Source organism: Rhodovulum sulfidophilum DSM 1374, assembly GCF_001633165.1.
Lineage (GTDB): Bacteria > Pseudomonadota > Alphaproteobacteria > Rhodobacterales > Rhodobacteraceae > Rhodovulum > Rhodovulum sulfidophilum.
Genome location: NZ_CP015418.1, coordinates 3,382,898 through 3,397,476 on the forward strand (window position 1 = coordinate 3,382,898; position 14,579 = coordinate 3,397,476).

Genomic DNA, 14,579 nt, shown 5'->3' on the forward strand with positions numbered 1-14,579 from the left:
CCGTCCCCTCAGGTCCCCGCGTGCTATCCGGAAGCATGAAACAGGCCGCCGCGCGGTCTCGAACGACCTGGAGGGGCCCGCTCCCGGGCAGATCAGAAACCCAATCTCCTTGTCCCCCCGGCTACCGGCGGCGCGGGTCCGGCTCAGCCCGACAGCACCTTGCGGAACCGCACCAGCACCACGCCCAGCGCCAGCGCCGCCATCGCCGCCATCCGCAAGAGCTCGCCCGCCACCTGCGCAAAACCCGCATCGCGATACAGGACCGATTGCGCGAAGGCGACGAAATGCGGCGCGGGACTGACCGTCCGGATCACCGCCTGCATCCAGTCCGGCATGGATTCGAGCGGCGTCACCCCGCCCGAGAGCAGCAGCATCACGATGATGACCGGGATCACCAGCAGCCCGAACTGCCCCATGTTGCGGGTGAAGGTGGCCAGCAGCAGCCCGATGCTGCCGACGGCGACCACATAGACCGCCGCGCCCAGCACATAGAGCCCGAGCGAATTCGTCAGCGGCACGCCGAGCCCCCAGTGGATCACCGTCACCAGGCTCGCGACCGAGGCCAGCAGGATGACGAGACCCGAGGCCAGAATCTTCGACAGCACGATCTCGTGGGGGCGGACCGGCATCACCAGCACATGTTCGATTGTGCCCTGCTCGCGCTCGCGGATCATCGCCGCGCCCGACAGGATCAGTGTCAGGATGGTGACGTTGTTCATCAGCTGCATCACCGACGTGAACCAGGTCGCGGTCAGGTTCGGGTTGAAGCGGTTGCGAAACACCACGTCGACCGGGGCCGTGCCGTCGCCGCCGGGATCGGCATAGTCCTGCAATTCATCAGCCAGCAACTGCTGCAGGAAAGTGGCGCCGTTGCCGGCCTGGGCCATGGCGGTGGCATCGACCAGCAGCATCAGCTTGGGCGCATGGCCCGAGCGCAGGTCGCGCTCGAAATCGGGCGGGATCGACAGCACCAGGACATAGCGCCCCTCAAGCTGGGCCGCTGCGGCCGCCTCGGGCGACAGCACCGGCGCCTCCTGGAACAGCGGCGGCCGGATCGCGTCGGTCAGCCGGTGCGACAGCGGGCTCCGGTCCTCGTCGACCACCGCAACCGCCAGATCGCGGATCTCGGTCGAGGCCGCATTCGCCACCATCCAGGTCGCGACGGTGAAGACATAGAGGATCAGCACCGCCATCACCCGGTCGCGGCGGATCGCGCGCAGTTCCTTCAGCATCAGGCGCAAGGTGTTGAGCAGGCTTCGCATCGGCTCAGGCCTCCTGTTTCCGCAGCCCGAGGATGGCGAGGCTCAGATAGATCATGCAGAACCCCGCCAGCACGGCCGCATTCGGCGCGATCTCGGCCCAGCCGAAGCCCTTGAGGAAGGTGCCGTTCGTCACCGCCTGATACCAGGCGCTGGGAAAGCTCTGCCCGACCAGGCGCCCGGGCGTGTCGAGCGAGGCCACAGGCAGGATCAGCCCCGAGAAGTTCACCGCCGGGATGATCGACAGCACCGAGGTCGCGAAGACCGCCGCGACCTGGCTGCGGGTAAAGGCCGAGATCAACTGACCGAACCCCGTGGTGGCGAAGACATAGAGGAAGGAGGATGCGGCCAGCGCGGGCAGGCTGCCGGTGAAGGGCACGCCGAACACCGTGCGCCCGATCGCATAGAGCATCCAGAAGCTCGCCCAGGCGATCGCCAGATAGGGCAGCTGCTTGCCCAGGAGGAACTCGATCCGGGTGACCGGGGTGGACCGGAAATTGGCGATGGTGCCGGTCTCCTTCTCGCGCACCACGCTGATCGCCGACATGATCGCGGGGATCAGCATCAGGATCACCATCATCATCGAGGGCACCATCGCATGCGCGCTCTTGAAGGCCTGGTTGAACAGGAAGCGGTTCTCGATGCCGACCGCGGGCCCGGCCCCCGGCGCGCGGCGCCCGGCATAATCCGACATCAGCCCCAGCGTATAGCTGCGCGCGGTCTCGGCCCGGAACGGCATCGCCCCGTCGATCCAGAGCGAGACCTCGGGCACATCGCCACGCCTGAGATCGCGGCCATACTCGTCGGGGATTTCCAGCGCCACCGTCAGATCGCCACGCGCCATCCGGTCGCCCAGATCGGACGGTCCGCCCAGATTTTCCGTCTCGGCGAATTGCCGGATCGAGGTGAACTGCTCGACCAGTTCGCGGCTTTCCGGGCTGCGATCCTGATCGCGGACGGCAAAGCTCAGCCGGTCGACATCGAAGGAAATGCCGTAGCCCATCGTCAAAAGCAGGATCGCGGGCCCGGCAAGGGCGAAGAAGACCCGGATCGGGTCGCGCATCAGCTCGAGCGTCTCGCGCCAGCAATAGGCCCAGAGCCGGGTCAGCCCGCCAAAGCGCGGCACGGTTTCCGTCTGCGGCGCCGCGACCGGGGCGGCCGGAGCGGTCTGGTCGGGCGCCAGCTCGGCCTCGAGGCAGGAAATGAAGGCCTCTTCCAGCGAGGCCGCGCCGCGCCGGGCGACGATCTCGGCGGGGGTGCCCACATCCAGCACCCGCCCCGCATGCATCAGCGAGATCCGGTCGCAGCGCTCGGCCTCGTTCATGAAATGGGTCGAGATGAAGATCGTGACGCCCTTGTCGCGCGACAGCGACATGAGCGTGCGCCAGAAGGCGTCGCGCGCCACCGGATCGACCCCCGAGGTCGGTTCGTCGAGGATCAGCACCTGCGGCGCATGCAGCGTGGCCACGGCCAGCTGCAGGCGCTGGCGCTGGCCCAGCGGCAGATCCCAGGGCAGGCGGTCGGCCAGCCTGTCGAGCTCGAACTCGGCCAGCACCTCGTCGACGCGGGGACCGCGCCGCTCTTTCGGCAGATGGTAGAGATCGGCATGCAGCTCGAGGTTCTGCCGCACCGTCAGTTCGGAATACAGCGAGAAGCCCTGCGACATGTAGCCGATCCGCATCCGGCTTTCGATGTCCGAGGCGCGCAGCTTGCGGCCGAACAGCTCGGCCTCGCCCTCGCTCGGATCGAGCAGCCCGGTCAGCATCTTCATCGTCGTCGACTTGCCGCAGCCATTCGAGCCGAGAAAACCGAAGATCTCGCCCTCGGGGATCGTGAAGCTGACATCGTCGACGGCGGTGAAGTCGCCGAAACGCCGGGTCAGGTGGCGGGCCGCAATGGCGACGCGCCCGCTGCCCTCGCCAAGCGGGCGCGACACCAGCGGCGGCGCCTCGGGCCGGTCCGGCAGCAGCCGCACGAAGGCCTCTTCCAGCGTCGCGGCACCCGCCTTCGCCTTCAGCTCGGCCGGGCTTCCCGAGGCCAGAACCTGCCCCGCATTCATCGCCGCGAGCCACTCGAAGCGATCCGCCTCTTCCATATAGGCCGTGGCAACCAGCACGCTCATGCCCGGCATCTCGGCCCGGATGCGGTCGATCAGCTCCCAGAACTGGCGCCGCGACAGCGGGTCGACCCCGGTCGTCGGCTCGTCGAGAAGCAGCAGGTCCGGGTCATGGATCAGCGCCGAGCACAGGCCGAGCTTCTGCTTCATCCCGCCCGACAGCTTGCCCGCGGGCCGGTCCGGAAAGGGCGCAAGGCCGGTGGCCTCCAGCAGCATCCCGATCCGGTGACCGCGTTCGGCCGCGCCCTGCCCGAAGAGCCGCCCGAAGAATTCGAGATTTTCGCGCACCGACAGCGTCGGATAGAGGTTTCGCCCCAGCCCCTGCGGCATATAGGCGATCCGCGGCGCAAGCGCGCGCCGGGCGGCCGGGTCGGACATGTCGCGGCCAAGCACGCGCAGCTGTCCCTCCTGCAACCGCCGGACGCCCGCGACCAGCCCCAGCAGCGTCGACTTGCCGACACCGTCAGGGCCGATCAGCCCGGTCATGCAGCCGGCCGGCACGGCAAGCCCGATGCCCGAAAGCGCCGCCTTGCCGCCATAGCGGTGGGTCAGCCCGGCGATCTCGGCGGCGATGCCGCCCGCCCCGGGAGAGTGCTCCGGAACCGGTGCCATGATCTAGTCCGGAAGCTGGACCTGAAGGTCGGCCGGCCAGGGCGTCTCGGGCGCGGTGCGCACGAAGCCACGGCCGCGGACGCCGGTCTTGACCTGATCCTCGAAGCGCTCGAGCAGGTTGCGCGGGATCGTCAGCTTGACGCGGAAGACCAGGTCCTCGCGCTCGGCAATGGTCTCGACGCTTTTCGGGGTGAACTGGCTTTCGGGCGAGATGAAGGTCACCCGGGCCGGCACCACATATTGCGGGATCGGATCGAGGATCAGCCGCGCCTCGTCATTGGCCGAGATCAGCCCCACCGTCGGCGCGGGCAGATAGATGTTCATGTAGACATCGGTCAGGTCGAGCAGGGTGACGACCGGCGCGCCCGCCGCCACCACCTCGCCGGGCTCGTGCAGCCGGTACAGCACCCGCCCGCGGATCGGCGCCCGGATCGTCAGATCGTCCAGCGCGATTTCCAGCCGGTCGACCTCGGCCTCGCTCGAGGCCATCAGCGCCTCGGCATCGCTGACCTGGGCATGGGCCATCGCCAGCGCGGCCTCGGCCGAGGTGAAGGCGTTCCTGGCGTCGTCATTGGCGCTGTCGCTGGCATGGCCGTCGGCATGCAGCCGCTCGACCCGGGCGCGATTGGTCCGCGCCACGTCAAGCGCGCTTTGCGCCTGCATCACGCTGGCCTCGGCCAGCTCGCGGGCGGCCTTGGCGCGCAGGACCGCCGCCCGTGCGCCCAGCAGCTGCGCCCGGGTATCGCGATCGTCGATCCGGGCGATCACCGCCCCCGCCTCGACCGTCGCGCCCTCCTCGACCTCGACCGCCGCGACGCGGCCTGCATATTTGGTGGCGACATCGACGCTTTGCGCCTCCAGCCGCCCGTTCGAACTGGAAATGCCGCCGGTCTCGGCCGGGCCGAAAAACCTCTGCCACAGCCCCGCAAGTCCGCCATCGGCCTGGGCCGGAACCGGGGCCGCGACGGCCAGCGTCAGCGCAAGAAATGCGGGGCCGAACAGGCCGCGGAGCGCATTGCGCGGAAAAGGACTGTCTGAAAAGTCGGAAAAGATCTGTCGGTCGCTCATCGGGATCACCTTCGCGCGGCCTCTGCCCGCCTGCCCCGCCCGCATCTGACGCACGCGCAAGGTCCCGGGCTGCACCGGCCGCTTCTCGCTCAACAAGGATGTGTTGCATGCGGGACCGGCAGGGGCAAGCTCCGCACCCGGTCATCTTCAGGGTGTATCCGGGCTCCGACGCGACGGCACCGCCCGCCGGGTCCCGACCGCGATGCGGATCTCAGGCGATATCGGTGGGCTTCAGCGGCAGTTCGTCGCGGCGTGGCACCGTCTGCCGCTCGATCATGCGCCGCACCCTGGGCTTGCCCGCCCCGCGATGCAGCGCCAGCAGCCGGTCGCTGACCTCGGCATCCGCCACGGTGCGGCGTTCATGATGGCGCAGGTATTCGGCCCAGGTCGCGACATGGTAGCTTTCGGCCCAAACCGTCGGCCGTTCGAGATCGCGCAGCAGCACCCATTGCCGCGCGCCGTCGCGGATCCGGATCCGGCGCCGTTCGGTCATCGCCGCAAGGAAGGCATCGACGTCGCCGGGGGCGATGTCATATTCGACCGTGATCGCAATGGGACCCGACCGCGCCCTGAGATCGACCCCGAGCTGCGGCTCGACGAAGCGGCCCAGCGGCGCCAGATCCTCGGTGCCGAAATTCGGCAGCGGCAGCCTCAGCCCGACCAGCGCGCCCAGGACCAGCACCGCCGCCGCGGCCCAGAGCGCCTCGGCAAGCCCCGCCCCGGCCGCGACCTGCCCCCAGAGAAAGCTGCCCGCCGCCATGCCGCCGAAGGTGCAGGTCTGGTAAAGCGCCAGCGCCCGGCCCACCACCCAGCGCGGGGTCGAGAGCTGCACCGAGACATTGAACAGCGACAAGGACAGCACCCAGGATGCCCCCGCGGGCAGCAGCAGCAGCCCCGAGATCCAGAGCTCGTGCGAGAAGGCCAGCCCCGTCAGCGCCGCCGCAAAGCCCAGAAAGCCGCCGCGCACGATGGCCTCGTTCGGGAACCGGTCGCGCAGACGCGCGCTCGAGACCGCGCCGCCGATGGCGCCGGTCCCGAAACAGCCCAGCAGAACGCCGTAGCCGAAGGCGCCCTCCCCCAGCAGCTCATGCGCGACGATGGGCAGCAAGGCCAGCAAGGCCACCGCGGACAGCCCGAACAGGAAGCCCCGGAACAGCACCCGAAGCAGCACCGGCGACATCGACACATAGCGCAGCCCGGCCGAGATCGCCGGGCCCAGCGCCTCGCGTGGCAAGCGGCGCTCGGCCAGCGCCGGGCGCCACAGGAACAGCGACAGCCAGAGCGGCAGGTAGCTGAGCGCATTGACCGCGAAGGCCGCAGCCGCCCCTCCCGCCGCCACGATCAGCCCGCCCACGGCGGGGCCGACGCTGCGCATCAGGTTGAAGCCCATGCTGTTCAGCGCCACCGCCGCCGGCAGATCCGAGCGCGGCACGATATCGCCGACCGAGGCCTGCCAGGACGGGTTGTAAAGCGCCCTGCCGAGGCCGATCAGGAAGGTGAAGGCCAGCAGCAGCCAGGGCGTCAGCGCGCCCTGAAAGGCCGCCGCCGCCAGCACCGCCGACACCGCCAGCATGAAGATCTGTGCCGTCAGCATGATGCGGCGCCGGTCGAAACTGTCGGCCAGCGCCCCCGCGATCAGCGAAAACAGCATGATCGGCAGCGTGTTCGAGGCCTGGACCATCGCCACCATGACCGGCGAATGGGTCAGCTCGGTCATCATCCAGCCGGCCCCCACGGTCTGCACCAGCCCGCCGAAATTCGAAATGTTCGAGGCGAGCCAGAGGTTGCGGTAGGTGGCCTTGCGGAACGGGGCGAGAGCGGAAGGGCGGTCGGGCACGGCGGGGCTTTCGGCGCAGGGGGTTACCGTTGGGGGGTTCCCGATGGGTAGGGCGCAAAGGGTGGTCCGGCAAGGGTCGACGGCGTTTCCCGGGCGCCCGGGCGGCCCCTGCCTGCCGGTTCGCGCCGCCCATACCCGCCCGGGCAGGCGGACCGGTCCTCATTTGGCCAGAGGCGGCCGGGCGGCGAACCAGTCGGCAAGGGCCGCGCGCTCGTCCCCGGTCAGCCGCGCGGCGATCTCGGTCATCGGGGCCAGAACCTCGGGCGCCGCATCCCCGGCGAAATAGTCCAGACGGTCCTCGAGATAGCGCGCGCGCTGGCCGTCAAGCCGCGGCAGCAGCCCGACCGCAGCGGTGGGGCGGGCGCCGTGACAGGAGAGGCAGGCGGGCAGCCCCCGCGCCGGATCGCCCTTCTCGGCCAGCTTCCCGGCCCCGGCCAGTTCGAAATCGGGACGCCGCGCGCGTTCCGGGTCGAGGCCCGAGCGCGCGGCCGGCGCGGCGCCAAGCGCCGCCGACAGCCGCCCGATCTGCTCGGCGGTCATCTCGTGGGCCGCCTGCTGCATCGACCCGACCGGCCGCCGCCCGGCATCGAAAAGCGCCATCTGATGGTCGAGATAGGCCGCGGATTGCAGCGTCAGATTGGGCGAGAGATCGCGGTCGGCGCCCAGCGCGGGACCGGGGTCATGGCAGGCGGTGCAGCGCAGCAGCAGCTCTGCGGCCTCGTCATCCGCCCCCGCTTCGGCCGGGACCGGCGGCCGCGCCGGGATCAACGGGTCGTCGGCCGGAAGACCGGCCAGATAGGTCGCGACGGCGGCGCGTTCGTCCGGGCTCAGCGCCTTCGCGATGGCGGGCATGGGGTTCCATCCCTGCCGGTCGGGGCCGTCTTCGGCGGCGAAGCTGTCGAGACGGCGTTCGAGAAACGCCGCGCCCTGTCCGGCCAGTCGCGGCACGCCAAGCCCGGACGCGCCCGCAGTCCCGCCATGGCAGGCGCCGCAGGCCGGCAGCGCCCGGGCAAAGTCGCCCCGCCGCGCCAGCACCGCGCCCCGCTCGGGATCGCCCCGATCCGGCGCGCCCAGCGTGCGGTCGGGCAGATCGGCGTAATAGGCGGCCAGCGCCTCGATCTGCGGCCCCGACAGGCTGCTGGCAACCGTCGCCATGATCCCGCTTTCCCGCGTGCCCTCGGCATAGGCCCGCAGCCGCGCGGCAATGGTGTCGGCATCGAGGATGGCAAGGTTCGGCGCCTGGCCCCCGGTCGGGGCACCGGTGCCGTCGGCGCCGTGACAGGCCGCGCAATAGGCCACCGGCACGTCCTGCAGCCCGATCGGGCGCCAGCCGGTCGAGGGCGCGGCATAGAGATAGTCCTCGATCGGGGCCGCCTCGTCATGCAGCTTAACCGGCATCTGCGGGCCCCGGCGGGTCCAGGCCATGGCCGGTGGCGCGCCGGTCCCCGCGACATCCGCCACGGTCGCCGCACGATAGGCCTCGGGCGTCATCTCGGGCAGTTGCCGCAGGAAGGCGACGACCGCCCAGATCTCGTTGAAATTGCCGTCCGAGGGCCAGCTCGGCATCGCCGTGAACCGGACCCCGTCGCGCAGGATCACGTAAAGCTCCGAGGCCGAGAAGCCGTCGACCACGGCGGGCAGGCTTTGCGGGCGCGGCCGCATCGACAGCGCCACCGGGCTCTGACCGAGCCCCGGGCCGCCATGGCAGGACGAACAGACCTGCCCGTAATGCCGGGCACCGAGCGCGATCAGCCCCGGATCGGTCAGATCCGGGGCCGACCCTACCTCGCGCGCGCCGCGTGCGACCGAGGCCCGGAAGGTGTCATGCAGCACCGCGGTCGTCAGCGCGTTATGCGGAGGCCGGGCCGAGACCGGGACCAGCCCGAAATGCATCGCCGCCGCCCCGCCGAGCCCCAGCGCCAGCAGCACCGCGCCGAAACCGATCAGAAGGCGGGAGCCGGACTTGAAGGGGCCGGTGGTGAAGGGGCTGCGCACGGAAATCTCTCCTCGCTGCGGGGATGTCGGGCTCAAAACGCACGAGACCCGCCGCAGTTCCCGCGCTCAGCCCGCGACGGGCAGAAGCCGCCGGATCGCCTCGAGCTTTTCCAGAACCGCCGGGCTCAGCACGAAGGGGTAGAAACGGCCATGCCCCATCGCCTCGTTGACCGCGTTCAGCGCGACCGAAAGCGCGATCCAGGGCTCTGCCAGCCGCTCGACCGGCAGCGCGGCCAGGGCCGCGACCTCCAGCCCCTGCAGGCCGTCATCGCGGACCAGGTCATAGGCCAGCGCCGTTTCCATGCTGTCGAGGATGTGGAAGAGATGCGCCCAGGTATCGGCGAAATCCTCCCAGGGATGGGCGGTGGCATAGGCGGTGACATGGGTCGCCTCCCAGCCCGGCGGCGGGCCCTCGCGGTAGTGCCGCTCCAGCGCCGCCCCGTAATCGGCGCGCTCGTCGCCGAAGACCGGCCGCAGCCGGTCGAGCGCGGCCGGGTTCTCCGCCACCAGCAGATCCCAGTAGTGATGGGCGACCTCATGACGGAGATGGCCCGCAAGCGTGCGGTAGGGCTCGCCCATCTCGGCGCGGATGCGCTCGCGCTCGGCATCGTCGGCCTCGGCGATGTTGAGCGTGATCGTGCCATGGGCATGGCCGGTGATCACCTTAGGCCCCGGCGCCGGTCCGATCGGGTCGCCGCGCAGCTCGAAGACCGGGGCGGGCGCCCCGGCCGCGTCGCGAAGCGGCAGCCCAAGCGCATCGAGCAGGCGCATCAGCATCCGCTTGTCGCGCTCGATCCGGGCCCAGCGCCGGTCATTGCCCGGCACCGACAGATCCGGCACCACCGTGCTGTGGGCGCAGGACAGGCACAGCCCGCCCGGCGCCGCGGCGACCCAGTTGCAACCGATGACCGCGCGATTGGCGCAAGCGGCCCCCCCGCACGTGCCAAGCGGAACCAGCCCCCGCCCCGGCTGGAAGCCCAGCTCGGCCCCGCAGCTCAGGCAGGCGGTGTTGTGAAACCAGATCTCCGCCCCGCAGGACGGGCAGCCAAGCCGCCGCATCGTCTCTCCTCGTCGGGTCCCGCGCCCTGCTACGCCCCCTGTTCCGCCGCCTGCGCCTCGCCATTGATGACCCGCACCGGCTGGGTGCGGCCATCCTTGGCCTCGGCGAAGGTGATGGTCTGATGCGGGAAGGGAATCTCGATATTGCGCTCGTCGAAGAGCCGCTTGAGGATGCCGTTATAGGTCCGCCCGACCCCCCATTGCCTGCCCGGCAGGGTGCGGATCCGCGCCCGGACGACCACGGCGCTGTCGCCGAAGCTGTTCAGCCCGAACCATTCCAGATCGCCCCGGATCGCGTCCCGCGCCTCGGGATCGCGCCCGAGCTCGGCGAAGGCATCCTCCATCGCCACCTTCACCTCGTCGACATCCTCGCGATAGGCGACGCCCATGTCGCAGACGTAATACGAGAAATCGCGGGTCAGGTTCGAGACCATGTCGACCGAGGAGAACGGGATGATGTGATAGGTCCCGCTCACGTCGCGCAGGCTGACCGACCGGATCGTAAGCTTTTCGACCGTGCCGGTGGTGCCGCCGAGGCTGACCACGTCGCCCACATTCATCGCGTTCTCGAGCTGGATGAAGACGCCGGTGATGACATCCTGCACCAGCTTCTGCGCGCCGAAGCCGATGGCCAGCCCCAGCACCCCGGCCGAGGCCAGCAAGGGCCCGATATCAAGCCCGATCTCGGACAGGCAGAACATCGCCGCCAGCACCACGATCACGATCGTCAGCGCGTTGCGCAACAGCGACAGCAGCGTCGCCTCGCGCGGCGAGGCCGCCCGGCCGGGCGCCGGAGCCAGCCGGTAATCGACCCAGGAGGTCAGCGCCAGCCAGAGCCCATAGGCCACCGCGAGGATGAGCAGGACCGCGCTCAGCGCGCCCGTCACCCGCAGCCCGAACCGGCTTTCCATCCAGGACCCGACCGCCAGCACCCCGAGCGTATCGAGCGCGAAAAGCGCCACCGACAGCACGATCAGGTAGCGCAGCGCCACCATGGCCACCGGGATCACGCGGTTCAGCCGCGGCTCCAGCAGCGGCAGGCGGTCGCTGATGCGCTCCGGAAGCTGCACGCCCCGCGCCGCGGCCCGGGCCAGCGCGCCCGAGACGATGCCCGCCAGCAGCAGCGCCGCCAGCAGCCTGGCCGATCCCGCCAGCGCCGCCAGCACGACGCCATCGGGGCCGGTCAGCACGATCACGGCCAGCACCGCCAGATAGGCCAGCGCCGCCCAGTGCCAGTTCTGTGCCAGCGCCAGCGCCAGCCGCCCATGTCGGCGCGGCGCCCCGGTTTCCGGCGCCGTCTGGGACTCGGGGGCGTCTTCTGTCCCGGGGGCAGACGAAACCGGCGGGGCCAGCCGGGTCAGCATCCACTGCGCGACCGGACGGCGATAGAGGACCACCAGCGCCCCGAGCGACAGCAGCGCCAGCACGGTGACCAGCGCGCCGAGACTTGCCGCGGCCAGCGCCGAGACATCGCGCGCCACCACCGGCACCGCCAGCAGATGACCATAGGCCAGAAGCCCCGCGATCGCCATGCCCAGCCCCGCCGTCCGCCTTGCGCCCGGGTCCGAGACCGGCAAAAGCCGCAACGGCGCCGCGCCCGGCGCAAGCAGGATGTCAAGCGCCAGACGCACCACCCCCACGGCCAGGAAGGCGTTGAGATAAAGCGACTGGTTCAGCCCGACCGTGCCCGCGCTGCCGATGGCGGCCGCCGCAAGGGCATAGCCCGCCGCCCAGGCCAGAACCAGCGCGCCGAGATCGAGCAGCGCCGCCAGGGCCGCAGGGGCCAGCCTGCGCAGCAGCCCCTGCCCGGCCGCCGTCCGCCCCAGCCTCCGGTGCAGCGGCCTTACCGCCCGGCGCAAGGCGAATTGCACCAGGACCGTCGCCGCGACGACCGCCAGGAGGTTGCGCATCGCGGCGCCGAAGGCCTCGAATGTCCCGGCATCCAGCCCCTCGAACGCCTGCCCGGCCCGGCCGAGCGCGGCCCATCCGGCCGCGATCCGCCCGGCGAGATCCTCGACGGCGGCCGATGTCGCCTCGGCGACCCGGCGTCCCAGCCCCTGCCCGTCCGCCTCGGATGGCGGCGCCGCAGCCCTATCCTGATCCGCCGCCCCGCGCTCGGCGGCCTGTTCCAGCTCGGCGATGAGCGCCTCGCGGGCGCTGTCGTTCCGGAGGATGTCGATCAGTGCCCGTGCCTCGGCGCCGGGCGCATCCTCGGCGGCGGGCGCGGTCTGTGCCAGTGCGGGCAGGGATGACAGGAACAAGGTGGCGAGAAGAAGCGGAAACAGGCGGCGGAAAAATCGGTTCACGTATGTCCCTGTCGGTTCTGTGTCGGTTGGCCATCAGGCCCGGTCGGCACCTGTCGGCATGGGGTCGGATCTTCCCCGCGCGGGTCTGCCTGACCCGGTGTCAGGTCTCGTCTCGGGTCATGCGGGGCGCAGGCGTCGTCGGGACCGAACGCCGGAAGCCCTCCGGCGTTGCAAAGATCACGGGAACGTGATGCAAGAGGCCGCCGCCCCGGCCGCGAGGGAACCAGATGCCCCCCTTCGGGCATTGATCCCCGATGCCCAAGCCAACCGACCGCGCCGGAACCCGCCCCGCCATGCCCGCCCCCACATCCCCCCGGTCGCGTCCGCTGAGACTTGCCATCGCAGGATTGGGCCCGCGCGGCCTCGGCGCGCTCGAGGCGCTGGCCGCCCGGCTGCCGCAGGCGGGTTCCGCGGTCGCGATAGACATCTTCGAACCCGGACCATGGCCCGGCGCCGGCCCCAATTTCACCCCGGGGCAAAGCCCGCTCATGCTTCTGAACATCCCGATCCGGGCGGTCGATATCGACCCGCCCGGCCCCGCGCCTGCGCGGATCTCCTCCTTCGGGACCTGGCTGATGTCGCCCTCCGATGACGAACGGTTTCCCGCCCGGGCCGAGCTTGGCGCCTATCTGGCGGCAAGGGTCCGGACGCTGGCAACAACCCTGCCCGAGGGGGTCGCGCTCAGCCGGCACGAAACCGCGATCCTCCGGCTCGAGCGGTCAGGCACCGGCTGGTATCTCGAAAGCGCGGCCGGGCGTTTCGGCCCCTATGACGAGGTCCTGCTGGCGCCCGGCCAGCCCCGCAGCGCGCCCGACCCTCAGCTTGCGCGCTGGCAGGACCATGCCCGGCGGACCGGGGCGGCCGTTCTGCCCGCCTATCCGGCCGACCGGTTGCTGAAGGCAGCCGGGGACTGGGCCGGTGCCTCGGTGGCGATCCGGGGGCTGGGGCTCTCGACCCTCGATGTTGTGCGGCTTTTGACGCTCGGTCGCGGCGGCCGGTTCGAGGACGGGCGCTATCTGCCCTCGGGCCGCGAGCCCGCGCGCATCCTGCCCTTCTCGCTGGACGGCCTGCCGCCCTGGCCCAAGCCCGCAAGCGCCGGGATCGACGCCTGTTTCGCGCCCCTGCCCGCGGAAAGCCGTGCCTTCGAAGCCGCACTGGACCGCGCGCTGGGGGCCGCGCCCGAGGCCGCTCTCGAAGCCATCTCGGCCGCGCTCGAACCCGCTGCCCGCCGGGTGCTGGAGGCCGCGGGCGCCGATCCGGGCGGGGTCGCGGCCTGGCTTGCGGCCGAACGCGCAGCCCCGGCCTCGCAGGAGAGCCGGGACGCAGCGGAATTGCTGCGCGAGGGGCTTGCCATGGCCCGGGGCACGCGGCCTCCGGCAATGGGCTATGCCATCGGACAGATCTGGCGGCACTGGCAGAACGCGCTTCGGCGGGCGGTCAATCCCGGCACCGCCAGCCCCGAGACGATCGCGGCGCTGATCGGCTTCGACGAGGGGCTCAAGCGCTATTCCTACGGCCCGCCCGCCGAAACGGCCGAAGAGCTGTCGATCCTGATCGCGGCCGGGATCGTCGATCTGCGGACGGTCGACGCCCCCGACATCCTGCTGACGCCCGAGGGCTGGCAGCTGGTCGAGAAGGATGACAGCGCCCGGGTCTCGGTCATGATCAACGCGGTGCTGCCCTCGCCCGCGCTGGAGAGGCTGGAAGAGCCCGTCCTTGCCGGGCTGCGCGATGCCGGAAGGGTCGCGGCCGTGGGCGAGGGTCTTGGCATCCGCACCCGGCCCGATGCACAGGTCGTCGACAGCCGCGGGCAGGTCCAGGCCGGGCTTTGCCTGCTCGGCCGGGCCGCGCTCGGCAGCGTGATCGCGGTCGATTCGATCCATGACTGTTTCGGCGCCTCGGCCCATCGCTGGGCCGAGGGTGTCCTGGACCGGGCCGCGCTCGGCGCTGCGCGTGCTGCCAGCCCGGGCTGAGTGGGCTACGTGTCTATCCGCGCCCCAGGACGGGTTCGGCCCCCGTCTCGTCCATCATGACTAAGGCCCGCGATCAGCGTGACGCTGGAAGGCCTGGGCCGGCCGGGCTCCCGGCGCGCCCAATCCGCCTCCCGCGCCCACTGAACAAGGGATCAAAATTGAAGGCCTTGGCCCAGCCCCCATCGCGACCACCTTCGCCCGCGCGGTCAGACGGGCGAAGACAGCCTGTGCCATGCCCGACGGCACCAGGACCAAGGAGGGAAACGGAACAGATCTGCCCCGGAAGAGCGGACATATGCTCAACTCGCGCCGCTGACGACGTTGTCCGGATCGACAGCCCAAAAGGTCTGCCAC

8 protein-coding genes are annotated in these 14,579 nt (G+C 70.8%); 1 reads left to right on the top strand and 7 read right to left on the bottom strand.

Going from position 1 to position 14,579, the window contains the following annotated elements; translation table 11 throughout:
- Positions 1-143: 143 nt before the first annotated feature.
- The 7 genes from A6W98_RS15880 to A6W98_RS15910 all read right to left on the bottom strand — a co-directional run bounded on the left by A6W98_RS15880 (position 144) and on the right by A6W98_RS15910 (position 12,252).
- The gene (locus tag A6W98_RS15880; RefSeq protein WP_042463094.1) at positions 144-1,262 is read right to left on the bottom strand and encodes an ABC transporter permease; all 1,119 of its coding nucleotides are present in this window, start codon (positions 1,260-1,262) and stop codon (positions 144-146) included.
- Between the two features lie 4 nt (positions 1,263-1,266).
- Positions 1,267-3,987, bottom strand: coding sequence for a ribosome-associated ATPase/putative transporter RbbA (gene rbbA / locus A6W98_RS15885; protein ID WP_042463097.1), 2,721 nt, complete (start codon positions 3,985-3,987; stop codon positions 1,267-1,269).
- A gap of 3 nt (positions 3,988-3,990) precedes the next feature.
- Positions 3,991-5,055, bottom strand: coding sequence for an HlyD family secretion protein (locus tag A6W98_RS15890; protein WP_042465272.1), 1,065 nt, complete (start codon positions 5,053-5,055; stop codon positions 3,991-3,993).
- Positions 5,056-5,266: 211 nt separating this feature from the next.
- On the bottom strand, positions 5,267-6,892 hold the full coding sequence (locus A6W98_RS15895; RefSeq protein WP_042463099.1) for an MFS transporter: 1,626 nt from the start codon (positions 6,890-6,892) through the stop codon (positions 5,267-5,269).
- A gap of 159 nt (positions 6,893-7,051) precedes the next feature.
- The gene (locus A6W98_RS15900) at positions 7,052-8,887 is read right to left on the bottom strand and encodes a c-type cytochrome (RefSeq protein WP_052678096.1); all 1,836 of its coding nucleotides are present in this window, start codon (positions 8,885-8,887) and stop codon (positions 7,052-7,054) included.
- Positions 8,888-8,953: 66 nt separating this feature from the next.
- Positions 8,954-9,946, bottom strand: a complete 993-nt coding sequence (locus tag A6W98_RS15905; RefSeq protein ID WP_042463101.1) for a zinc-binding metallopeptidase family protein — start codon at positions 9,944-9,946, stop codon at positions 8,954-8,956.
- A 29-nt stretch (positions 9,947-9,975) separates the two neighbouring features.
- Entirely contained in the window at positions 9,976-12,252 is a 2,277-nt protein-coding gene (locus A6W98_RS15910) for a mechanosensitive ion channel domain-containing protein (protein ID WP_042463102.1), read from the bottom strand.
- A gap of 254 nt (positions 12,253-12,506) precedes the next feature.
- Here A6W98_RS15910 and A6W98_RS15915 point away from each other — a divergent pair, with 254 nt between their 5' ends.
- Positions 12,507-14,225, top strand: a complete 1,719-nt coding sequence (locus A6W98_RS15915) for an FAD/NAD(P)-binding protein (protein ID WP_081251970.1) — start codon at positions 12,507-12,509, stop codon at positions 14,223-14,225.
- Positions 14,226-14,579 lie beyond the last annotated feature (354 nt).

Excerpts from the sequence above, each read along its gene's own strand:
- A6W98_RS15880 (WP_042463094.1), bottom strand. The coding sequence starts at position 1,262 with ATGCGAAGCCTGCTCAACACCTTGCGCCTGATGCTGAAGGAACTGCGC.
- rbbA (WP_042463097.1), bottom strand. The coding sequence starts at position 3,987 with ATGGCACCGGTTCCGGAGCACTCTCCCGGGGCGGGCGGCATCGCCGCC.
- A6W98_RS15890 (WP_042465272.1), bottom strand. The coding sequence starts at position 5,055 with ATGAGCGACCGACAGATCTTTTCCGACTTTTCAGACAGTCCTTTTCCG.
- A6W98_RS15905 (WP_042463101.1), bottom strand. The coding sequence starts at position 9,946 with ATGCGGCGGCTTGGCTGCCCGTCCTGCGGGGCGGAGATCTGGTTTCAC.
- A6W98_RS15915 (WP_081251970.1), top strand. The coding sequence starts at position 12,507 with ATGCCCAAGCCAACCGACCGCGCCGGAACCCGCCCCGCCATGCCCGCC.